The sequence below is a fragment of the Alcaligenes sp. SMD-FA genome, from assembly GCF_025960365.1.
In the GTDB taxonomy this organism is placed as follows: domain Bacteria; phylum Pseudomonadota; class Gammaproteobacteria; order Burkholderiales; family Burkholderiaceae_B; genus Alcaligenes; species Alcaligenes aquatilis.
In genome coordinates, this window is record NZ_CP110108.1 from 2194427 (window position 1) to 2216495 (window position 22069).

Sequence of the window (22069 nt, forward strand, 5' to 3'; positions counted from 1 at the left end):
GACCTATGAAATAAGCAGTCTTACCGATATTCAGGAAGATGAACGGTCGTTTGCGGCTTCAAGTATCGGCCCTACTGTCGCAAACGAGCCAAACACAACAATTCTATCATTGTCACTGGCCTCTTTTAATGCCGCCTCGTAAGCGAGCCGAGGACTGTTGTAACTGGATACGACTGCTGACGCTTTACTGACCGAAGCCCGTGCAACAGGTCGAACGCCCGGGCGATGTGAACTGGATTCGGCCTCGGGGGCCAGAACATCGTCAGGCGTCTGACCACTGGCCAGAACGGTGTGCACATGATTGGCCAATTCCTCGCCCGACATGCTGCGTGGTCCTTCCAAACTGGCGCACATCCAATGATCGATACGCGTGGCCATGCGGGCAATCACGCCATCCACATCCTTGTCCTTGTACATGCCCACAACCGCAATCGTCTTGGGGTAAGGCGGCATATTGTCCAGATTCTGCGCCAAGGCCGCCGCCGCATGCGGATTATGCGCCACGTCAAAGATCACGCAAGGCTGACCAGGCTGAATCTGGAAACGGCCAGGCATGTGGGCACGCAGCAAACCGGCGCGTACCGCTTGCGCAGGCACGGCCAAGCGGGGATGCAAGGATTCCAGCGCAGCCAATGCTGCAGAAGCATTAAGCAATTGGTTTGCGCCACGCAAGGCCGGGTAAGCCAATGCAGCGCGGCGCTGATTACGGCCACCGTAGGCCCATTGCTGACGGTCGCCGGAATAGTTGAAATCTTTGCCAAACAGCCACAACTGGGCACCAATCTCCTGGGCATAATCCAGCATGGTCTGTGGCGGCACGGGATCGGCGCAAATGGCGGGACGATCCGCACGGAAAATATGAGCCTTTTCCCAAGCAACCTGCTCTCGGGTATTGCCCAGGTATTCAGCATGATCAATATCAATGCTGGTAATGATGGAACAGTCCGCATCAATGATATTGACGGCATCCAGTCGGCCACCCAAACCCACTTCCAGCACCGCGACGTCAACGCGCTGCTCCTGGAACAGCAACAAGGCCGCCAGCGTGGAGAATTCAAAGTAAGTCAGTGTCAGGTCGCCCCGGGCTTCATTGATACGGGCAAATTGCGCCGTAATCTGGGCATCCTCGGCCATCTCGCCATTTAAACGAATGCGCTCGTTGTAGCGCACCAGATGCGGAGAGGCATACACACCCACCTTGTAGGCCGCCGCCAGCAAAATCGCTTCCAGCATGGCGCAGGTCGAGCCTTTGCCGTTGGTGCCGCCCACCGTGATAACGACGGAATCCAATTTGATGTTCAGACGTTGGGCAACCTCGCGAATCCGGCCCAGGCCCAGATCAATGGCCGCAGGATGCAAAGTTTCCAAATAGGACAGCCAGTCACTCAGCGAGGAGTCGGCTTTCAGAACAGGATGAGTCATGGACAACACCAATTACAAAATAAAAACGGCAGGCGCTGATGATAGCACCTGCCGTGATCCAATACGCCTTAACTATCAGGCCAATACTGGTATTACTTGCGACGGGCTGGCGGCAAGTCCGTGCACGTCCCTTCGGCAACGGCAGCCGCCTTGCTGACCGACTCGCACAAGGTGGGGTGCGGGTGGATGGATTTGGCCAGATCGACCGGGTCCACACCCATTTCGATAGCCAGCACCAGCTCGCCAATCAGCTCGCCCGCATTGGTGCCGACGATACCGCCACCCACAATACGGTGGGTTTCCGCATCGAACAGAACCTTGGTAAAGCCTTCATCACGGTTGTTCGCAATTGCGCGACCGGATGCAGCCCAAGGGAACACGCCCTTCTCGACCTTGATACCGTCTTTCTTGGCCTGATCTTCGGTCAGACCCACCCAGGCGATTTCCGGATCGGTGTAGGCCACCGAAGGAATCACACGAGCATCAAAGAAGGATTTTTCGCCGGCGATGACTTCAGCAGCCACGTGAGCTTCGTGTTCGGCCTTATGTGCCAGCATGGGCTGGCCCACAATGTCGCCAATCGCATAGATATGCGGCACGTTGGTGCGCTGTTGCTTGTCAACCGGGATGAAGCCACGGTCTGTAACCTGCACACCAGCTTTCTCGGCACCGATCTTCTTACCATTGGGCGAGCGGCCCACGGCTTGCAGAACCAGGTCGTAGCGCTGTGGCTCGGCCGGAGCGTTCTTGCCTTCGAAAGTTACCCAGATGCCGTCTTCGCGGGCTTCGGCAGCCACCGTGCTGGTTTCCAGCATCATGTGGTCAAAGCGATGCTTGTTCATCTTCTCCCACACCTTGACAACGTCGCGGTCTGCACCCGGCATCAGGCCGGTTTGCATTTCCACCACGTCCAGGCGTGCGCCCAAAGCCGAGTACACCGTACCCATTTCCAGACCGATGATGCCACCGCCTACAATCAGCATGCGCTTGGGCACAGACTTCAGTTCCAGCGCGCCGGTAGAGTCCACCACGCGTGGATCGTCAGGCAAGAATGGCAGTTTTACCGACTGACTACCGGCAGCAATAATGGCCGAACCGAACTTGATCACTTTCTTGGTGCCGTCGTTGGCGGTCACTTCGATGTGATTGGGGTCCAGGAACTGGCCATTACCGACCACAACCTGGACCTTGCGGCCCTTGGCCATACCGGCCAGACCACCGGTCAGCTTGCCGATGACCTTGTTCTTGTAGTCGCGCAGCGCATCGATGTCGATTTGCGCTTCGCCGAACTTGATGCCGTGTGTGGCCAGGGACTTGGCCTCCTCGTAGACCGCCACAGTATGCAGCAAGGCCTTGGAAGGAATACAACCCACGTTCAGACACACACCACCCAGAGTGCTGTAGCGCTCGACCAGAGCCACTTTCAGGCCCAGATCAGCCGCACGGAAGGCCGCGTTGTACCCGCCTGGGCCAGCGCCCAGAACAAGCACATCCACGGAGTCATCCGCAGCACCCTGATGGCTGGCCGCCTGCGGAGCAGGTGTCGAGGCCGGAGCAGCAGCGGCAGGCACAGTTGCCTGCGGCGCTTCTTCTTTGGCGGGTGCCGCAGCGGGAGCCGCTTGGCCTTCCGCTACTTCGATCTTGGCAATGGCCGAACCCTGGGAGACTTTGTCACCCACCTTGACCAGCAATTCCTTGATCACCCCCGCCTGAGCGGCAGGGATTTCCATCGAGGCCTTATCGGACTCCACGGTGATCAGGCTTTGCTCGAGCTCGACCGTATCACCGACCTGCACCAGCACTTCGATGACATCTACTTCACCGGAGTCGCCGATATCCGGGACCGTCAGATCAATCAGACTCATGACAACTCCTTACAGTGCAATACGACGGAAGTCGGCCAGCATCGTTGCCAGGAAGGCATTGAAACGGGCAGCCGAGGCACCATCGATAACGCGGTGGTCGTAAGACAGGGACAGCGGCAGCATCAGGCGTGGCGCAAATTCCTTGCCATTCCAGACGGGCTGCATGGAGGAACGTGACAGACCCAGAATGGCCACTTCGGGCGCATTGATAATGGGTGTGAAATCCGTACCACCAATACCACCCAGCGAGGAAATGGTGAAGCAACCGCCTTGCATCTGGGCTGCGCTCAACTTGCCATCGCGGGCCGCAGCAGCCAGTTCGCCCGTTTCACGAGCGATATCCAGAATGCCTTTCTTGTCGGCATCACGAATGACCGGCACAACCAGACCATTAGGCGTATCCGCCGCAAAACCGATGTGGTAGTACTGCTTGAGCACCAGATTGTCGCCATCCAGCGAAGCGTTGAATTCGGGGAATTTCTTCAGGGCCGCCACGGCAGCCTTGATGACAAAAGCCAGCATGGTGACACGAGCGCCGGACTTCTTGTATTCCTCGTTCAGCTCTTTGCGAAGGGCTTCAAGAGAGGTAATGTCAGCCACTTCGTTATTGGTGACATGAGGAATCATGACCCAGTTGCGATGCAGGTTGGCACCCGAAATTTTCTTGATGCGCGACAGAGCCTGCGTTTCGACTGGGCCAAACTTGGCAAAATCAACCTTGGGCCAGGCCAGCACATCCAGACCGCCGACCTGAGCCGCCGTACCGGCTGCAATAACCGGAGCAGCGCCGCCAGCCATGACTTGCTTCACAAAGCCACGCACGTCGTCAGCCGTAATACGACCTTTATCGCCCGAGCCATGAACCTTGGCCAGATCCACACCCAATTCACGCGCAAATTTACGCACACTCGGTGAGGCGTGGGGCAGATTACGTAATGAGCCTTCTGCTTGGGCAAAGGCAGCCGTAGGCGAGACACGCTCTGGAGCCGGTGCGCCGGCACCGACCACGACCGAGGAGCTGGCCGCAGGCACAGCAGCGGCAGCGGGAGCGGCAGGAGCGGATTCAGCTTTAGGAGCAGGAGCGGCTTCGGCCTTGGCCGGTGCAGCGGCAGCACCTTGCACGGTCAGTTCCAGAATGTCGCTACCCTGGCTGACCTTGTCACCCAGCTTCACTTTGATGGCCGTGACCACGCCAGCATGGGAGGACGGCACCTCCATGGAAGCCTTGTCCGATTCCACGGTGATCAGGCTTTGGTCCACTTCGATAGTGTCACCCACTTGAACCATGATTTCGATTACGTCCACATCACGGGCGTCGCCGATATCAGGTACTTGAACCGTTACTTGCTGTTCACCACCCGCCGCAGCGGTTGCGGCGGCGGGCGCCGCTTCAGCCTTGGAAGCAGGCGTGGCCTCGGCCTTGGCAGGCTCAGCGGCAGGCGCTGCCTGCGCACTTTCGGCGGCTTCCAGTTCCAGAACCAAGCTGCCTTCCTTGACCTTGTCACCCAGTTTGACCTTGATGGACTTAACCACGCCAGCGTCAGACGATGGGATTTCCATGGAGGCCTTGTCGGACTCCACCGTAATCAGGCTTTGCTCGACCTCAATGGTCTCGCCTTCCTTGACCAGGATTTCGATCACTTCGACAGCGTCGTCAGCACCGATATCCGGGATTTTGACTTGAATAATATTGCTCATGATTCAGTCCCTTATGCGTGCTGCGGGTTGGCCTTGGAAGGATTGATGCCGTATTTGGCAATCGCCTCGGACGCTTTGCTGAACGGAATCTTGCCTTCTTCAGCCAGCGCGCGCAGAGCAGCCAACACCACGAAGTGACGATCAACCTCAAAGTGCTCACGCAGCTTGAAGCGGTAGTCGGAACGACCAAAGCCATCGGTACCCAGCACTTTCAGTGTGCGGTTCTTAGGCACGAACGGACGAATCTGGTCACCGAAGGCCTTGATGTAGTCGGTAGAGACCACAATAGGACCGTCGGTGTTTTGCAATTGGGTCGTCACGTACGGTACAGGCAGATCCTTGCCTTCCGGATTCAACAGAGCGGCACGCTCGCAATCCAGACCATCACGACGCAGTTCAGTAAAGCTGGTGACACTCCAGACATCGGAGCCAATGCCCCAGTCTTTTTCCAGCAGATCTTGTGCCGCGATCACTTCGCGCAAAATCGTACCCGAACCCATCAGTTGAACACGCAGCTTGCTGTCCTTGGCAACCGACTTGAACTTGTACATGCCACGCAGGATGCCGTCTTCATCGCCTTCGACCAAACCAGGCTGAGCGTAGTTCTCGTTCATCAAGGTGATGTAGTAGTACACATCTTCCTGGTCCTGCACCATGCGCTTCAAACCATGCTGCATGATGACAGCCACTTCGTGAGCGAAGGTGGGGTCATAGGATATGCAGTTAGGAATCAGCGAGGACTGAATATGGCTATGACCATCTTCGTGCTGCAGACCTTCACCGTTCAGGGTGGTGCGACCGGCGGTGCCGCCCAGCACGAAACCACGTGCCTTCATATCACCGGCTGCCCAGGCCAGATCGCCAAAGCGCTGGAAGCCGAACATCGAGTAATAGATGAAGAACGGGATCATGATGCGGTTGTTGTTGGAGTACGACGTGGCCGCCGCAATCCAGGAGCTAAATGCACCCTGCTCGTTAATCCCTTCCTGCAACAACTGACCGTTGGCCGTTTCGCGGTAGTACATGACCTGATCTTTATCGACCGGGGTGTACTTCTGGCCTTCAGGCGCGTAAATACCGATCTGACGGAACAGACCTTCCATACCAAAAGTACGGGATTCGTCCGCCAGGATAGGCACAGCACGAGGCCCCACCTGTTTGTCGCGCAGCAAAGTATTGAGGAAACGGACAAACGCTTGCGTCGTGGAGATCTCACGGCCTTCGGCAGTGGCTTCCAGCATGGGCTTGAACGCGTCCAGTGTCGGCACGGTCAACTGTTCGTCCGCCTTGTTGCGACGCTTGGGCAGGTAGCCACCCAAGGCTTGACGGCGGGCATGCAGGTACTGCATTTCTGGAGAGTCTTCCGCTGGCTTGAAGTAAGGCAGCTCTTCCAGTTTGTCATCAGGAACCGGGATGTTGAAACGGTCGCGGAATTCGCGTACGGCGTCCAGATCCAGGCTCTTTTGTTGGTGCGACGGGTTCTTGGCTTGGCCCACGTGGCCCATGCCGTAGCCCTTGATGGTCTTGGCCAGAATAACGGTAGGCTGACCTTCGTGCTTGGTGGCGGCATCAAATGCAGCGTACACCTTATGAGGATCGTGACCGCCACGGTTCAGGCGCCAGATGTCCTCGTCGCTCATGCGGCTGACCATTTCCAGCAGCTTGGGGTGCTTGCCAAAGAAGTGCTCGCGAACGTAGGCGCCATCATTGGCTTTGTAGGCCTGGTATTCGCCGTCCACGGTTTCTTCCATGACCTTGCGCAGGATGCCTTCCTTGTCGCGGGCCAGCAAGGGATCCCAGTAACCGCCCCAGATCAGTTTCAGCACGTTCCAGCCAGCACCACGGAAGGTCCCTTCCAGTTCCTGGATGATTTTGCCGTTACCACGTACAGGGCCATCCAGACGCTGCAGGTTGCAGTTCACGATGAAAATCAGGTTGTCCAGCTTTTCACGTGCCGCCAGACCAATGGCGCCCAGGGATTCGGGTTCGTCCATCTCGCCATCGCCCAGGAACACCCAGACTTTACGGCCGCTGGTATCAGCAATGCCACGGGCATGCAGGTACTTCAGGAAACGGGCCTGGTAGATCGCCATCAATGGGCCCAGGCCCATGGATACGGTGGGGAACTGCCAGAATTCGGGCATCAACTTGGGATGCGGGTAGGACGGCAAGCCTTTGCCATCGACTTCCTGACGGAAGTTGTTCAACTGCTCTTCGGAGATGCGGCCTTCCATGAAGGCGCGGGCGTAAATACCGGGCGAGGAGTGGCCCTGGAAGAACACCATATCGCCGCCGCGATCTTCGGTTTCAGCGTGCCAGAAATGGTTTTGACCGCAGCCGATCATGGTGGCCAGCGATGCAAACGAGGCAATGTGTCCGCCCAAACCACCGCCATCGGGAGGAGTTTCGCGGTTAGCGCGCACGACCATGGCCATGGCGTTCCAGCGAATGTAGGAACGGATACGCTCTTCGAGCACCAGGTTGCCGGGGTGGGCAGGTTCCAGACCGGGAGGGATCGTGTTCTCATAAGCCGTGTTGGGCGAGAACGGAATGTGAGCGCCGGAGCGACGGGCCAGATCGATCAGCTTTTCGATCAGATCATGGGCACGGGCCGGGCCTTCACGGTCCACCACCGCCTCCAGGGCGTCAAGCCACTCTTTTGTTTCTAGGGCTTGGTCTTGACTGACCTGAGCCGAACTATTGTCTTGGGTTGAGGACATATAGTGTCTCCATATATGTGGTAGTAGTCCGGTCTTGTTCGACGCTGAGCCGCCCCTCTAAGAAGAAGTAAAGCGATCCTGACCGAAGCGGGTATTGCGGACTGTGAGCGTTCAAGGCGGGGTACGCCTGCACCAAACCATTCTAGGAAAGAACACAGAAAGGCTCAAGCAAAATTTCATTTTATGGTATGTGTTTTCATAATACGAAATATCACTAAAAAAAATAGCCCTACATTACAATCCAGCCATACTTCTTTTCTTGCTGTTATGGCTACTCATCCCAAAAAGTCTCTGATCCCTTCAACCTTTTATGATCAGGCTAAGCAGAATCGGCGTGGATTCTATTGGCTGACACCGGTTGTCGTGCTGTTTCTCTACCTCTGTGTCATGGGGGTATTCCTGTGGCTGCAGCGTTTGCAAAACGATAGCGTCATGTTTGTGACCATCGATCAGGAAACGCGCCAGCAACGCCTGATGATGGTAATTCTGGCCCTGTCTCTGGTGATTGTGGTCAGCTTGCTGGCCCTGTGGCGCTATACCCGCTTTCGCACCCACGCCGAAGCCGCCCAGACTGCCGAGACCGGTTTCCGACGCGCCATGGAGAACTCCATGTCCACGGGGATGCGCGTGTTTGACATGCAAGGCCGCATTGCCTATGTGAACCCGGCTTTTTGCCGAATGATTGGCTGGAACGAAGCCGATCTGGTGGGTCGTACCGCCCCCTTCCCTTACTGGTTACCCGGCCGCCATCAACAGCATCAGGAAACCCTGGATCTTTTGCTGTCGGGCCGAACACCCAGCAGCGGTCTGGAAGTGGAGGCTCAGCGCCGTGATGGTTCGCGCTTTACGGCCCGTATGTATGTTTCGCCCTTGCGTGCTCCCAATGGAGAACAGATTGGCTGGATGACCTCCATGACAGACATCACCGAGCCCAAGCGCATTCGCGAGGCCCTGACTGCGGCGCACGAGCGCTTCATGACGGTGCTGGAAGGTCTGGATGATGCCATCTCCGTGGTGGCCGATACCTCCGACGGTCTGGAGCTGCTGTTTGCCAACCGCACCTACCGTCGCTTCTTCGGCGCCCAATCCAATGGTCACGCTGAATTGCTGGGTGGCCGCCTGGGCCGCTTCACCGATGAAACCGTTGAGATTTACTCCGAATCGGCGGCCCGCTGGTTTGAAGTTCATCACCGCATGCTGGCCTGGACCGATGGCCGCCGGGTACGCCTGCAAGTGGCGCGTGACATTACTGATCGCCGCAAGCACGAAGAAGCCTCACGCATTCAGCAGGAAAAAGTTCAGTTGACCAGCCGCCTGACCACGATGGGCGAGATGGCCTCCTCGCTGGCACACGAACTGAACCAACCACTGACCGCCATCAATAACTACAGCATGGGCGCTGTCGCCATGTTGAAATCTGGCCGCTACCAGCCTGAAACCCTGCTGGCTGCACTAGAGAAGGCTGCCCAGCAAGCCGAACGTGCGGGCAAGATCATCAGCCGCATTCGTGAATTCGTGAAGCGCAGTGAGCCACGCCGCGTCCGCGTCAAGGTCATGCGTATTGTAGAAAATGCCGTCGGCTTTGCCGAAATCGACGCCCGCAAGCGCCAGATCGAGATTGAACTGAGCATTCCGGACCCCGTCCCTGACGTCATTGCCGACCCCATTCTCATAGAACAGGTATTATTGAATCTGCTCAAAAATGGGATCGAAGCCATGGAGCACAGTGAACATCATGTGCTTCAATTGGTGATTACCCAACAGGAATCGCTTTTGGAGATGGCCGTCATCGATCGCGGTCATGGCTTGAAAGACCCCGAGCGCCTCTTTGAACCGTTTTACAGCACCAAGTCCGAAGGCCTTGGGATGGGCCTGAACATCTGTCGCACAATTATTGAATCGCATCACGGCCGCCTATGGGCAGTCGGCAATCCAGAGGGTGGAACGATTTTCCGTTTCAGCCTACCTTGTGCGGCACCTGATGTAGTGGACACCCTTGATAACAAACTGGAGATACCCGAATGACCAGCCCGCAAATGCCATGCACCATTTACGTAGTCGATGACGACGAAGCCGTACGGGACTCCTTGCGCTGGCTCTTGGAAGCCAATGGCTACCGGGTCCGCTGCTTTGCATCGGGCGAAGAGTTTCTGGGCGCCTACGATCCTACCCAGGTCGCCGTCCTGATTGTGGACGTGCGCATGCCCGGCATGAGCGGCCTGGAGCTTCAGGAAGCCCTGATCACTCGTAAATCGAATATCCCGATTGTGTTCATTACCGGCCACGGTGACGTGCCCATGGCCGTGAGCACCATGAAGAAAGGCGCGATCGACTTTCTGGAAAAACCCTTTAACGAAGCCGATCTGCGCACGATTGTCAGCCGCATGATCGAGCAAGCTACCGCACGTGCCTCGCAAGCGCAGGCACAGAAAAGTCAACAAGAAGTCCTGGGCCGCCTGACAGCGCGCGAGCAGCAAGTGTTGGAACGCATTGTTGCTGGCCGCCTGAACAAGCAGATTGCCGGGGACTTGAATATCAGTATTAAAACTGTCGAAGCGCATCGCGCCAATATCATGGAAAAACTGGAAGTCACTACGGTTGCCGACCTCATGAAAATCGCCCTCACCAAGTCCGAGGATGCGTAAATGAGTGCTCGCATTATTGATGGAAAAAAGCTGTCCACCGCTATCAAGGCGGACGTTGCAGAACGCGTTGCCAAACTGAAGCAAGCCCACGGCATTCAAGCTGGTTTGACCGTGGTACTGGTCGGAGAAGATCCGGCCTCCCAAGTCTATGTACGCAACAAGGGTCTGGCATGTGAAGCCGCCGGCCTGAAATCCGATATCATCCGCCTGCCGGCCAACACCACCGAAGCCGAGCTGCTGGCCCTGATCACTCGTTTGAATCAGGACAGCTCGGTACACGGCATTCTGGTTCAACTGCCCCTGCCCGCCCATCTGGACGAGCACAAAGTCATTGAAACCATTGCGCCCCACAAGGACGTGGATGGTTTTCACGTCAGCAATGCCGGCATGCTCATGACGGGCAAACCCCTGTTTGCCCCCTGCACGCCCTACGGCGTCATGAAGATGCTGGAGTCCGAAAACGTGACGCTGCGTGGAGCAGAGGCCGTCGTCGTGGGCGCCAGCAATATTGTGGGCAAACCCATGGCCATGCTCTTGCTGGCTGCGGGCGCGACCGTCACCCTCTGTAATTCCAAAACGCGTGACCTGGCCGCCCAGACCCGCCGTGCCGATGTGCTGGTTGCCGCCGTAGGCCGCCCCGGCATCATTACTGGCGATATGGTCAAGCCCGGTGCGGTGGTGATCGACGTCGGTATCAATCGTGGCGCCGATGGCAAACTGTGTGGTGACGTGGATTTTGCCAGCGCCAGCGAAGTGGCCTCAGCCATTACGCCCGTACCCGGTGGCGTGGGTCCCATGACCATTGCCATGCTGCTGGTCAATACCTTGGAAGCGGCCGAACGCTCGGCCAACATCAGTCTTTAAATTAATCAACGGTTTATGACGACAAATCCCTTACTGGTTCCTATCGACAGTCTTATTGACTATCCCGCCATCCAGCCCGAGCACATCGAGCAGGCGGTGGACCAACTGCTGGCCTTGGCCCGCCAAGCCATAGACACAGTCTCCAACGACGATAGTGAACCCAGTTGGGACAATATCGTCGAGCCCATCACCGACGCCACCGAAACCTTGTATCGCGCCTGGTCGGTGGCCGGTCACCTGAACTCGGTCATCAATACGCCCGAGCTGCGTGCGGTGTACAACCAGTGCCTGCCACGCATGAGCGAGTTCTCGACCTGGGTAGGCTTGAACCGTCCTTTGTTCCTGCGTTACCAGGCTCTGGCTGACAGCCCGGCCTTTGCCGCCCTGACGCCCCAGCGCCAACGTATCATTACCCTGGCCTTGCGCGATTTCCGCCTGAGCGGTGTGCAACTGGAAGGTCAGGCACGTGAAGACTACGCCCGCATTTCCGAAGAGCTGGCGCAAACCTCGCAACAGTTCTCCGAGCATGTACTGGATGCCATTGATCAGTGGTATTACCTGGTCACTGACCAGACCGAGCTGGACGGCATCCCGGACGACGTGCTGGCCGCTGCCCAACGCGCTGCGCAAGAAAACGATCAGCAAGGCTGGCGTCTGACGCTGAAAATGCCTTGCTACCTGCCTGTCATGCAATACGCTCGCAACCAGACCTTGCGTGAGCTGATGTACCGGGCCTACACCACCATTGCCTCCGAACAAGGCGATGCCCAATTTGATAACTCCCAGGCCATTGAAACGTTGCTGGACCTGCGTGCCCAGGAAGCCAACCTGCTGGGTTTTGCCAGCTACGCCCATATGCGTCTGGAAACCCGCATGGCCGACACCCCAGAACAGGTGATGAGCTTCTTGCGTGATCTGGCCGCCAAAGCCCGTCCCTACGCCCGCCAGGATCTGGACGAGCTGCAAGCCTTCGCTCAACAAGAACTGGGCCTGGAAACCCTGCAAGCCTGGGATGTACCGTTCAGTGCCGAGCGCCTGCGCGAACAGCGCTACGCCTATTCGGAAGACGAGGTCAAACAGTACTTCACGGAACCTGCCGTTCTGAGTGGCCTGTTCAAAGTCATCCAGCGTTTATTTGACGTAACCTTGCGTGCCGTCGATATCCCAGCCTGGCATCCTGCCGTGCGCCCTTTTGAAGTGATTGCCTCCGATGGCAAGGTCCTGGGTTATCTGTACATGGACCTGCACGCCCGTCAAGGCAAACAAGGCGGCGCCTGGGTCGATAGCGAACGCAGTCGTCGCCGTCTAGGTGAAACGCTGTGTCTGCCGATCGCCTACCTGGTGTGCAACTTTGCCGAACCTCAGCCTGGCCGCCCTGCGCTACTGACGCATGATGATGTGATCACCCTGTTCCACGAATCCGGCCACGCCCTACACACGCTGCTCTCGCGGGTAGACGATCCGGCTGCCTCGGCCTTCTCCGCCGTGGAATGGGACGCCATCGAGCTGCCCTCGCAGTTCATGGAAAACTTCTGCTGGGAATGGCCCGTCGTGCAGATGCTGACTGCCCACGTGGAAACCGGCGAGCACCTGCCCCGTGCGCTCTACAACAAGCTGAACCTGGCCCGCAACTTCCAAAGCGGCATGCAAATGGTGCGTCAGCTGGAATTCTCCCTGTTTGACATGCTGATCCACTCGCGTGACAGCGGCCTGAGCATTGATGCCGTCATGGAAATTCTGGATCAGGTTCGCCAGGAAGTCGCCGTGCTGTTCCCGCCTGAGTGGCACCGTTTCCCGCATCAGTTCTCGCACTTGTTTGCGGGTGGCTATGGCGCAGGTTACTACAGCTACAAATGGGCCGAAGTCCTGTCCGCCGATGCCTACTCGGCCTTTGAGGAAAAAGCCTATACCCACTCGGATGGAGCACGTGATACCCTCGACAGTAATACGGGCCATCGCTTCTGGCGCGAGATTCTGTCCGTAGGGGGCGAGCGCCCCGCTGCCGACTCCTTCCGTGCTTTCCGTGGCCGCGACCCTTCGATTACCGCCCTGCTCCGTCACAGCGGGCTCACTCCAGAGCCAGCCTAAACCCAGAGGACGTCCATGACACCCAGCCCAGTAAGGCCCATTCTTGTCTTGTTTAAACAGTTTGGCCTGACACTGGCGCTGGGCCTGTTCCTGCTAGGCAGCGCTGCCGCTGCCAATCTGCATCCCGTACGCGGCTTCCTGCCCGATCTGCGCTTTTCCCTGCAAGCCGCTGGTTCCAAAACACTCACCCAGGATGACTTCAAAGATAAAGTCGTCATGATGTTTTTTGGCTATGCCAGTTGCCCGGATATCTGCCCCACCACCTTGGCCCAGCTTGGGCTGGTCATGGAAGAACTGGGTAACGATGCCGAACAGGTACGCATCATCTTTGTCAGTGTGGATCCCCACCGCGATACGCCCGACTCCCTGGCCCGTTATATAGCCGCCTTTGACGGCAAGCACACGACAGGGCTGACAGGCTCTGAAAAGCAGATTGCCGATCTGGCCCGTCGTTACCGGGTCGCATTCCAGATTGAAAAACCCGATCCCAACGCGCCCGAGAACTACGAAGTCTCGCACAGCCGTGGTGTGTATATTTTCGATCAGCAAGGCAGGGCGCGGTATCTGGCACCCGACACCGAATCGGTGCAGGTTCTGGCGGACGGGGTACGCAGTCTGCTGAACTAAGCAGGCTTGGCCCTGAATCAAACCGCACATCAGACTGGCCAGCAGCAACAACAACAACAACAACAACAACAACAACAACAACAACAACAACAACAACAACAACAACAACAACAGGCAAAGCATCAGGGGCGGGGGTTCCCGTGCCTGGTTAGACACAGGAAAACCCGCCCCCTTTGTCATCAGCCTCCCTGTCGTGTGCTCTGACGTTCTGCCACCAGATCCTGCACCATGGACCTGGGCACTTCCGCGTAGCGTTTGAACTCCATGCTGTACGTTGCACGGCCCTGGGACATGGAACGCAGCGTGGTGGCATAACCAAACATCTCGGACAAAGGCACTTCCGCCTTGATCAGCTTGCCCGCCCCCACCATATCATCCATACCCTGAACCATGCCCCGACGGCTGGACAGATCACCCATCACATTGCCGGCATAGTCTTCAGGCGTTTCCACTTCCACCGCCATCATAGGCTCCAGGATCACGGGTGAAGCCTGTTTGGCCGCTTCCTTGAAACCGAAGATCGCCGCCATCTTGAAGGCTTGCTCGGACGAGTCCACGTCGTGGTAGGAACCGAAGGTCAAGGTGACTTTCACATCCACCACGGGATAGCCCGCCAGCACACCACTGTTCAAGGCCTCCAGCACACCTTTTTCCACTGCCGGAATGTACTCACGCGGAACCACCCCGCCCTTGATGGCATCGACGAACTCAAAGCCCTTGCCCGCCTCTTGCGGCTCCAGGGTGAAGACCACATGGCCGTACTGTCCTTTACCGCCGGACTGACGCACAAACTTGCCTTCGACATCACGCACGGTCTTGCTGATGGTTTCGCGGTAGGCCACTTGCGGTTTGCCCACATTCGCTTCCACACCGAACTCGCGCTTCATGCGATCCACAATAATCTCCAGATGCAGCTCGCCCATACCGCCAATAATCGTCTGGCCCGATTCCTCGTCCGTGCTGACACGGAAAGACGGATCTTCAGAAGCCAGACGCGAGAGCGCAATCCCCATCTTTTCCTGATCGGACTTGGCCTTGGGCTCCACGGCCTGACGAATCACCGGCTCGGGAAACTCCATGCGCTCCAGCGTGATGATGGCCAAAGGATCACACAAGGTTTCCCCTGTGCTGACCTCTTTCAGGCCAACACAGGCGGCAATATCACCCGCATGCAGTTCATCGACCTCATGTCTGTCATTGGCATGCATCTGCACAATCCGGCCAATACGCTCTTTCTTGCCACGGCCCGGAATATAGACGCTATCCCCCTTGGCCAGCACACCGGAATACACTCGCACAAAGGTTAGCTGGCCGACATACGGGTCCGTCATCAGCTTGAATGCCAATGCTGAGAACTTCTCATTGTCGTCAGATTGGCGAGTGACGATTTCACCGGCCTCGTCCAAACCCTGCACAGCGGGCACATCCACAGGGGAAGGCAGCAGCTCCACCACCGCATCCAGCATGCGTTGTACCCCCTTGTTCTTGAAGGCCGAACCACACAGCATGGGCTGAATCTCTCCGGCAATGGTGCGCAAGCGCAGGCCCAACGTAATCTGGGCCACGCTTAAGTCACCCGTTTCCAGGTACTGATTCATCAGCTCTTCATTGGCCTCTGCCGCCGCTTCCAGCATGCGCTCGCGCCACTGTTTGGCCGGGGCCTGCAGATCATCAGGGATGTCCTCAAAACTGAATTTCATGCCCTGAGAGGCCTCGTCCCACACAATCGCTTTCATCAAGCGCAAGTCGATCACGCCTTTGAAGCCATCTTCAGCCCCCATAGGGATCACCACAGGCACAGGATTGGCCTTGAGTCGATCCACCATCATCCGACGTACGCGAAAGAAATCCGCCCCCACACGGTCCATCTTGTTGACGAAAGCCAGGCGCGGAACCTTGTACTTGTTGGCCTGACGCCAAACCGTTTCGGATTGCGGCTGTACCCCGCCGACAGCGTCATACACCATGACCGCGCCGTCCAGCACGCGCATGGAACGCTCCACCTCGATGGTGAAATCCACGTGGCCGGGGGTGTCGATGATATTGATACGGTGCTCGGGCAGCGAGCCATCCATGCCTTGCCAAAAGCAGGTCGTGGCCGCCGAGGTTATGGTGATGCCACGCTCCTGCTCCTGACTCATCCAGTCCATGGTGGCCGCCCCGTCATGCACTTCCCCCAGCTTGTGACTGACGCCGGTGTAGAAAAGAATGCGCTCGGTTGTCGTGGTCTTGCCGGCATCAATATGTGCCGATATACCGATGTTCCGATAGCGAGTAATGGGGGTATGGCGGGCCATGATAATTCCCTTGAAGTCCTTATACCTTGCGCAACAAGGCAGTTGGGCTCCTGTTTATTTCAGTGGTTGATAATCATCTAATAGTACGCCTACAATCGTACTATTAACAAGGAATTTTCTGTGCACCACTTATCTCAAGAACACTCAAAGTCATCCCACTGGATTGCCACCTGGACCGCCAGCACCCAACCGCTCTGGGGCGAAGAACTACCTTTCCCAAACAATATGGCAGCGCTAAGCGGCCAACAAACGGTGGCCTTGAGGTTGCGCGTCAGCTTGGGTGGGAAGCGTTTAAGACTGCTTTTTTCCAACGAATACGGCACACAGCCACTGATTCTGGGCCCGGTCAGTGTGGCACTTGGCTCGAACACACAGAAGCACCAGACACTACTGTTTTCCGCTCAACCACAGGCCGTTATTGCTGCGGGTAAAACGTTGCTCAGTGATCCGCTCGAGCTGGATATCCCCGATTTGGCCAGCCTATTTGTACGCTTCTATCTGCCCCAGCGTTGTCCCGTGTCCAGCTTTCATTGGGATACGAGGCGTACTGTCACCCTCCTGCCCGGCAACCAGACCTTGGTCGAGCACGTTGATTCTTGCACAGGCACCGAGATCACCGCCCTGCCTGTACTCAGCGCCGCCTGGGTCGAAACCAGCACAAACCGCAGCGTGGTGGCCGTCATTGGGGACTCTTTGGTTGATGGCAATGGCGTATCCATCGATAGTGATCAACGCTGGACAGATCATCTGGCAAAACACTTGGTGCCGCATGGCGTCGCAGTCGTCAATGCAGGGCAATCTGGCTCCCGGCTGCGACAAAATGGCATAGGCATAAGCGCCAAGATCCGTTTTGAACGTGATGTCTTAAACGTCCCTGGCATCCGACTGGGCATCCTCCAGGTCGGCCTAAACGATCTGGGTTGGCCGGGCACGCCGCTGGAACCGGACACAGCCCCCCCCTAGCGCAGCAGTTCTGATTACGGCCTATCAAGACCTGATTGCTCAAGCCCATGCCAAGCACATCCCACTAGTAGGACTGACCTTAACGCCCTTCAAGGGAGCCTTTGGCGGCTCACCCTTCGATGCCTTCTTCACCCCAGAGAAAGAAGCCATCCGACAAGCGCTGAATACCTGGATGCGTAGCAGCCAGGAATTTGATGCCCTTATCGATCTGGACACGTTGCTACGCGATCCGCAAGACCCGCAACGCCTGCGAGCGGCTCTGGATGTGGGCGATCACCTGCATCCTCATAATCATGGCAATCAATTAATTGCCGAATCCATCTCCATAAAAACGCTGCTTTCGCTACTGCAGCGTTCAGAAATCACAGCATAAGCAGTAGCAAGGGCGACTAATAGGCAGGAGACGGTACGTGGACACAGGTACAATCACTGCGACGAATCAAGACAGGACTTTACATGCTTCCCAATCATCCCGAGCGCGCACAGATTCGCTTGGAAAATGTGCTCACGGCCCTGGGCAATCCTTTGCGCCTGGCCGTTGTACGCGCCTTGGCCTCGGAAGGCGAACGCGCGTGTGGCTCGCTGCTGCAAGGCCAAACCAAATCCACCATGACCCATCACTGGCGTGTATTGCGCGATAGCGGCGTGATCTGGCAACGACCCTCTGGACGGGAAAACCTACTGTCTCTACGTAAGGACGATCTGGAGGCACGCTTTCCCGGCCTGCTGCATTCCTTGCTAGGCGCACTGGAACATGACCCGGTAACCGAGGCGACCACCGCGCAACATCTGCAAAACGCCGCTAAATAATAAAAATGCCCTGAAAATCAAACTGCCCGCCCAAGGTCGGATCAGCATCCAAGCTTTGGCGGGCAGTTCAAATACAGGATCAAGATTCCCGGGGCAAAAACCCGAGAACGAAATCAACCCCATTCAGATGAGCTTACTTGCCTCGCAAGGCAGATTGAGCCTGACGCAAGGCCGTACGCAGACCCTCTTCCAATACAGGATGATAGAACGGCATCGCCAGCATCTGATCCAGTGTCAGCCCCATCTGCAAGGACCAGGCCAACAAATGAGCGATATGTTCGGCTTGAGGCCCGACCATCTCGGCCCCCAGGAACTTGCCCTCCTTGTCTGCATACACATGCAGCAAGCCACGGTTGACCAACATCACGCGGGCACGGCCCTGATTGCCAAAATTCACACTACCCGTCACTGCACCTTCTGGCAGCGACTTAAAGGGTGTGCCAACCACGGCCACCTGCGGATCACTGAACACCACCGCCATGCGGGCACGACGCGCCATAGGCTCGTCCTGGCCATTGCTGGCGGCCTGCAAGGCGGCCAGACGACCATCATCTGCTGCCTCATGCAAGATAGGTGCGCGCTGGTTCACATCGCCCGCCAGATAGATAGCGGTGCCTTTCAATTGCAAGCTGTCCAGGTCAAAGACCACCCGCCCTTTGCTATCCCATTCCGCAGGCGTATTTTCCAGCCCTAGATTATCCAACTGAGGTTTGCGGCCTGCCGCCCCCAGTACATAGTCGTAGTCCTCGACCAACTCCTTGCCATTCACCTGCAAGCGCACGCGCGCCTTGCCATTGACGACTTCACTACCCAATACAGCTACGTCGGCACGAATGTTCAGTTCCTGACTGAAGATTGCCCTTCCCGCTTCACGCACTTCGGGATCGGAAAGCCCGGCCAGACTCTGGCTACGGTTGATGATGGACACCTTCACGCCCAAGCGCGCCAGCGCCTGGCCTAGCTCCAGACCAATGACACCGGTGCCCACGACCAGCACACTTTCCGGTAGATCCGTCCAGTCGAAAACCTCTTCGTTACTGATTAACAAAACCCCCAGCGGCTCCAGCTCCTTGGGGCGCACCGGCGTGGAGCCCGTAGCGATAATCACGTGTCCTGCAGTGATACGGGTATGGTCGTCCACTTCCAGCACATGCTCGGACACAAAGCGGGCATGGCCACGCACTTTGTCCTGGGAATCAAAACCTTCCACATCGTCCACCACAAACTGCACAAAGCGATCCCGTTCGCGGCGTACGCGGTCCATAACCTCTTTGCCTTCAATGCGGATACTGCCATCCACGTGAACACCAAAGGGAGCGGTATGGCGGGCATGATGGGCGGCATCGGCCGCTGCAATCAGCAACTTGGATGGCATGCAGCCAACGCGTGCGCACATGGTGCCATAAGGGCCTGATTCGATCATCAACGTTCGTTTGCCGGCTCGTTTGGCCGTACGATACGCTGTCATACCTGCTGTCCCTGCTCCAATGACGGCAACATCACACTGAATTTCTTTCATCACCACTCCTTGAGTCCATACTCAGGCAATCAGGGGCCTGATGACCTACCTGACGGCCCGCTCTACAATGTGCAGAATTGACTCTTTCAATCATAACGCAGTCCCCTTGCACTGCCCCAAGGAAAGCCCATGCTGATTAGTGAAGCGGCCCGCGTAACCGGCCTGACACCCAAGATGATTCGGCACTATGAAGATCTGGGACTCTTGCATAGTGACCGTGCCCCCAATGGCTACCGCGTCTACCAGGATCAGGATCTGGATACCTTGCACTTTATTGTTCGTGCCAAGGATTTGGGCTTCAATCTGGCGGACATTCAGCAGTTGACCAGCCTGTGGCGCGACCAGCAACGTCCCAGCAGCGAGGTCAAGCAACTGGCCCAGGCACATATCAAGGATCTGGAAAGCCGCGCGGCTCTGCTGCTGGACATGGCGGCCAAGCTGCGCGTGCTGGCTGAGCAATGCCAGGGCGACCACCAGCCGGATTGCCCGATTTTGGATGGGTTAGAGGGCGGTCATTGTTCCAGTTCGGTTCAGAAACCAAGTTAGCCGTGGGCTCATCCAGACCCATGCGACGCTTGTGGGCCTTCCCTGCCCGGACCGGTTAACAACAGGACCACTTTGAAAAAAAACCTCCCAAACCTTCATCAAGGTCCGGGAGGCAGCCGCCTTTTACCTACTTATACGTATCCTAAGAGCCCGCAACCAAATTAGGCAGCCACACCGACACTTGTGGGAACAAGGTCAAGAGAAGCAGTACCAGCAAAGCTGTTAACAGGAAAGGAGCAATACCCACCACACCACGCTCTAAAGAGATGCGAGCCAGCAAGGACGAAATATTCAAACACAAGCCCGCGGGCGGGGTAATCAAACCGATGCACAGATTCACGACAGTAACCACAGTAAAGTGCGTAGGATCAATACCCAATTTCATCGCAATGGGGTAAAGCACAGGAATCAGCATGACCAAAGCGGCATTGGTCTCCAGAAACATACCCACGATCAGCAACAGCACATTGACGAACAGCAGGAACACGAGCGGGTTGCTGATGTTTTCCAAGACAAAGGCGGAAATGGCCTCCGGAATGCTGACATAAGCCAACAACCAACTAAAAACACGTGCTGCTGCAACGATAATCATGATCACGGCGGTGGTATGGGCTGCGCCGACCAAACTATCGACAAAGACTTTCCAGGTGATCTGACGGTACACAAACGTACCGACTATCAGAGCATAAATCACCGCCATAATAGCGGCTTCGGTAATGTTGAAAATACCGCTGCGAATACCGCCCAGAATAAAGATCGGCAGCAGCAAGGCAAAGGCCGAGTTCTTGAATGTCGTCCAGATTTCCTTGCCCGAAGCCTTGCCTTGCGTGGGGAAATTATTGCGCTTGCTGATCCACCAGCTCAACACCAGCATGGACAACATATAAAGAGCACCTGGCACCACTCCAGCCAGAAACAACGTTGTGATGGATTGGCCCGTCAGAACAGCCACGACAATAAAGGGAATAGAGGGCGGAATAATGGGGGCCACCACGTTCGCTGCCGCAATGACGCCGCCCGCAAAACCGGGGGGATAGCCCGAGCGGATCATGGCCGGAATCATGATACGGCCCAAGGCGCTGGTATCTGCCACCGCCGAACCGGATATCCCGGCAAACATGCCAGAGGCCAGCACGCCGCTCATGGCCAAGCCCCCTTTGAAACGACCTAACAAGGCATTGGCAAAATCCAGCAGTCGGCTGGTCAAGCCACCGGAAGTCATCAAGCTGCCAGCCAATACAAAAAACGGGATAGCCAGCAAGGAGAAACTGTCCAGTCCGCTGAACAATTGCTGGGGAACCGCCATCAAACTGATATCACCCAGCACTACCAAAGCAGCCAGAACGCCCGCCGTGATGGCAAAGCCGATCGGCATGCCAATCAGCATGAGAATGAGCGTCAGGAGGGTAATTAAGGTTACGGTGATCATAAAAAGTGTTTTCCGTACTTAGGGATGCTCATCGGTACTGCCAGATGTCCAATCGGACTGACTGCCCAAGCGAATCAAGAGCAAAATGACGACACACAAGCCCATCCCTAGCCACAGGGACGCATAAACCCAAGACATGGGAATGTCCATCGCCGCCGATAGCTGAACCGCATTGATTTGCGCAAATTCCCAACCGTAGTAGGTCATGCTGAGCAGAGTCGCCAACATCAAAAGGTCGCGAATAATCAATACGCGCCGTTTGAGTTTGCTCGAAAGGTAATCTAGCAAAATGGTGACAGTGACATGACCACCACGGCGCAATACAGCCGCACTGCCCAGCAAGGAAATCCACACCATCAAGAAGCGAGCGACTTCCTCACTCCAGGAGGACATATCTTTCAGGACGTAGCGAGAGAAGATCTGCCATGCAATAACCGCACACATCACAAACATCATGCTGCCGATAATCCAGTCCAGCGCCTTTTCAATAACAGACGCGCTTTTATCGGCCCAATTTTCTGTTTTGGTCGGTACGTTGTTAGTTGTCATAACTTTTACCTGTGGGGTCGGGACATG

The 22069-nt window shown here is 56.7% G+C and carries 17 protein-coding genes; 9 read left to right on the top strand and 8 right to left on the bottom strand.

The annotated features are described in order from the left end of the window. Positions 1–30: 30 nt before the first annotated feature. From folC to aceE, 4 genes are all read right to left on the bottom strand, one after another. Positions 31–1422 (bottom strand): bifunctional tetrahydrofolate synthase/dihydrofolate synthase, encoded by a 1392-nt coding sequence (folC, locus tag OKX01_RS10140; RefSeq protein WP_094196830.1) that lies wholly within the window; start codon positions 1420–1422, stop codon positions 31–33. 92 nt (positions 1423–1514) lie between these two features. Next, the gene (lpdA, locus tag OKX01_RS10145; RefSeq protein WP_094196831.1) at positions 1515–3287 is read right to left on the bottom strand and encodes a dihydrolipoyl dehydrogenase; all 1773 of its coding nucleotides are present in this window, start codon (positions 3285–3287) and stop codon (positions 1515–1517) included. A 9-nt stretch (positions 3288–3296) separates the two neighbouring features. Then, positions 3297–4985, bottom strand: coding sequence for a dihydrolipoyllysine-residue acetyltransferase (gene aceF, locus OKX01_RS10150; protein WP_264671712.1), 1689 nt, complete (start codon positions 4983–4985; stop codon positions 3297–3299). Positions 4986–4996: 11 nt separating this feature from the next. Continuing rightward, positions 4997–7705 (bottom strand): pyruvate dehydrogenase (acetyl-transferring), homodimeric type, encoded by a 2709-nt coding sequence (aceE, locus tag OKX01_RS10155; RefSeq protein ID WP_094196833.1) that lies wholly within the window; start codon positions 7703–7705, stop codon positions 4997–4999. 267 nt (positions 7706–7972) lie between these two features. Here aceE and OKX01_RS10160 point away from each other — a divergent pair, with 267 nt between their 5' ends. From OKX01_RS10160 to OKX01_RS10180, 5 genes are read left to right on the top strand one after another with little or no spacing between them, the layout of a single operon-like run. After that, the gene (locus OKX01_RS10160; protein ID WP_094196834.1) at positions 7973–9730 is read left to right on the top strand and encodes a PAS domain-containing sensor histidine kinase; all 1758 of its coding nucleotides are present in this window, start codon (positions 7973–7975) and stop codon (positions 9728–9730) included. After that, complete coding sequence (locus tag OKX01_RS10165; RefSeq protein ID WP_094196835.1) at positions 9727–10350, top strand: response regulator transcription factor; 624 nt, start codon at positions 9727–9729, stop codon at positions 10348–10350. Before OKX01_RS10160 ends, OKX01_RS10165 begins: the two co-directional genes overlap by 4 nt. After that, positions 10351–11214 carry a bifunctional methylenetetrahydrofolate dehydrogenase/methenyltetrahydrofolate cyclohydrolase FolD gene (gene folD / locus OKX01_RS10170; protein WP_094196836.1) on the top strand — a complete coding sequence of 288 codons (864 nt, stop codon included), beginning with the start codon at positions 10351–10353 and terminating at the stop codon, positions 11212–11214. It begins immediately after the preceding gene. A gap of 15 nt (positions 11215–11229) precedes the next feature. Continuing rightward, the gene (locus OKX01_RS10175) at positions 11230–13302 is read left to right on the top strand and encodes a M3 family metallopeptidase (protein ID WP_264671713.1); all 2073 of its coding nucleotides are present in this window, start codon (positions 11230–11232) and stop codon (positions 13300–13302) included. A 15-nt stretch (positions 13303–13317) separates the two neighbouring features. Next, positions 13318–13929, top strand: coding sequence for an SCO family protein (locus tag OKX01_RS10180; RefSeq protein ID WP_094196838.1), 612 nt, complete (start codon positions 13318–13320; stop codon positions 13927–13929). A gap of 179 nt (positions 13930–14108) precedes the next feature. Here OKX01_RS10180 and fusA read toward each other — a convergent pair whose 3' ends face one another. Continuing rightward, entirely contained in the window at positions 14109–16226 is a 2118-nt protein-coding gene (gene fusA / locus OKX01_RS10185; RefSeq protein ID WP_264671714.1) for an elongation factor G, read from the bottom strand. Between the two features lie 120 nt (positions 16227–16346). Here fusA and OKX01_RS10190 point away from each other — a divergent pair, with 120 nt between their 5' ends. The 3 genes from OKX01_RS10190 to OKX01_RS10200 all read left to right on the top strand — a co-directional run bounded on the left by OKX01_RS10190 (position 16347) and on the right by OKX01_RS10200 (position 17999). After that, entirely contained in the window at positions 16347–17189 is an 843-nt protein-coding gene (locus OKX01_RS10190) for an SGNH/GDSL hydrolase family protein (RefSeq protein WP_264671715.1), read from the top strand. Positions 17190–17202: 13 nt separating this feature from the next. Then, positions 17203–17562 (top strand): hypothetical protein, encoded by a 360-nt coding sequence (locus OKX01_RS18895; protein ID WP_395013829.1) that lies wholly within the window; start codon positions 17203–17205, stop codon positions 17560–17562. 83 nt (positions 17563–17645) lie between these two features. After that, positions 17646–17999, top strand: coding sequence for an ArsR/SmtB family transcription factor (locus OKX01_RS10200; protein WP_094196841.1), 354 nt, complete (start codon positions 17646–17648; stop codon positions 17997–17999). A gap of 133 nt (positions 18000–18132) precedes the next feature. Here the strand turns inward: OKX01_RS10200 and OKX01_RS10205 are convergent, their stop codons facing one another. Continuing rightward, entirely contained in the window at positions 18133–19518 is a 1386-nt protein-coding gene (locus OKX01_RS10205) for a dihydrolipoyl dehydrogenase (protein WP_264671716.1), read from the bottom strand. A 129-nt stretch (positions 19519–19647) separates the two neighbouring features. On the opposite strand from OKX01_RS10205, the gene OKX01_RS10210 reads away from it, so the two are divergent. Continuing rightward, positions 19648–20064, top strand: a complete 417-nt coding sequence (locus OKX01_RS10210) for a MerR family transcriptional regulator (protein ID WP_249459341.1) — start codon at positions 19648–19650, stop codon at positions 20062–20064. Positions 20065–20206: 142 nt separating this feature from the next. Here the strand turns inward: OKX01_RS10210 and OKX01_RS10215 are convergent, their stop codons facing one another. Both OKX01_RS10215 and OKX01_RS10220 read right to left on the bottom strand, forming a co-directional pair. Then, positions 20207–21493: a TRAP transporter large permease gene (locus OKX01_RS10215; RefSeq protein ID WP_094196844.1), complete on the bottom strand. Its 1287-nt coding sequence runs from the start codon at positions 21491–21493 to the stop codon at positions 20207–20209. Between the two features lie 18 nt (positions 21494–21511). After that, a complete protein-coding gene (locus OKX01_RS10220) occupies positions 21512–22042 on the bottom strand; it encodes a TRAP transporter small permease (protein ID WP_159063932.1) in 531 nt (176 codons plus the stop codon). Between the last annotated feature and the right edge of the window lie 27 nt (positions 22043–22069).

Excerpts from the sequence above, each read along its gene's own strand:
- folC (WP_094196830.1), bottom strand. The coding sequence starts at position 1,422 with ATGACTCATCCTGTTCTGAAAGCCGACTCCTCGCTGAGTGACTGGCTG.
- lpdA (WP_094196831.1), bottom strand. The coding sequence starts at position 3,287 with ATGAGTCTGATTGATCTGACGGTCCCGGATATCGGCGACTCCGGTGAA.
- aceF (WP_264671712.1), bottom strand. The coding sequence starts at position 4,985 with ATGAGCAATATTATTCAAGTCAAAATCCCGGATATCGGTGCTGACGAC.
- aceE (WP_094196833.1), bottom strand. The coding sequence starts at position 7,705 with ATGTCCTCAACCCAAGACAATAGTTCGGCTCAGGTCAGTCAAGACCAA.
- OKX01_RS10160 (WP_094196834.1), top strand. The coding sequence starts at position 7,973 with ATGGCTACTCATCCCAAAAAGTCTCTGATCCCTTCAACCTTTTATGAT.
- OKX01_RS10165 (WP_094196835.1), top strand. The coding sequence starts at position 9,727 with ATGACCAGCCCGCAAATGCCATGCACCATTTACGTAGTCGATGACGAC.
- folD (WP_094196836.1), top strand. The coding sequence starts at position 10,351 with ATGAGTGCTCGCATTATTGATGGAAAAAAGCTGTCCACCGCTATCAAG.
- OKX01_RS10175 (WP_264671713.1), top strand. The coding sequence starts at position 11,230 with ATGACGACAAATCCCTTACTGGTTCCTATCGACAGTCTTATTGACTAT.
- OKX01_RS10180 (WP_094196838.1), top strand. The coding sequence starts at position 13,318 with ATGACACCCAGCCCAGTAAGGCCCATTCTTGTCTTGTTTAAACAGTTT.
- fusA (WP_264671714.1), bottom strand. The coding sequence starts at position 16,226 with ATGGCCCGCCATACCCCCATTACTCGCTATCGGAACATCGGTATATCG.
- OKX01_RS10200 (WP_094196841.1), top strand. The coding sequence starts at position 17,646 with ATGCTTCCCAATCATCCCGAGCGCGCACAGATTCGCTTGGAAAATGTG.
- OKX01_RS10205 (WP_264671716.1), bottom strand. The coding sequence starts at position 19,518 with ATGAAAGAAATTCAGTGTGATGTTGCCGTCATTGGAGCAGGGACAGCA.
- OKX01_RS10210 (WP_249459341.1), top strand. The coding sequence starts at position 19,648 with ATGCTGATTAGTGAAGCGGCCCGCGTAACCGGCCTGACACCCAAGATG.
- OKX01_RS10215 (WP_094196844.1), bottom strand. The coding sequence starts at position 21,493 with ATGATCACCGTAACCTTAATTACCCTCCTGACGCTCATTCTCATGCTG.
- OKX01_RS10220 (WP_159063932.1), bottom strand. The coding sequence starts at position 22,042 with ATGACAACTAACAACGTACCGACCAAAACAGAAAATTGGGCCGATAAA.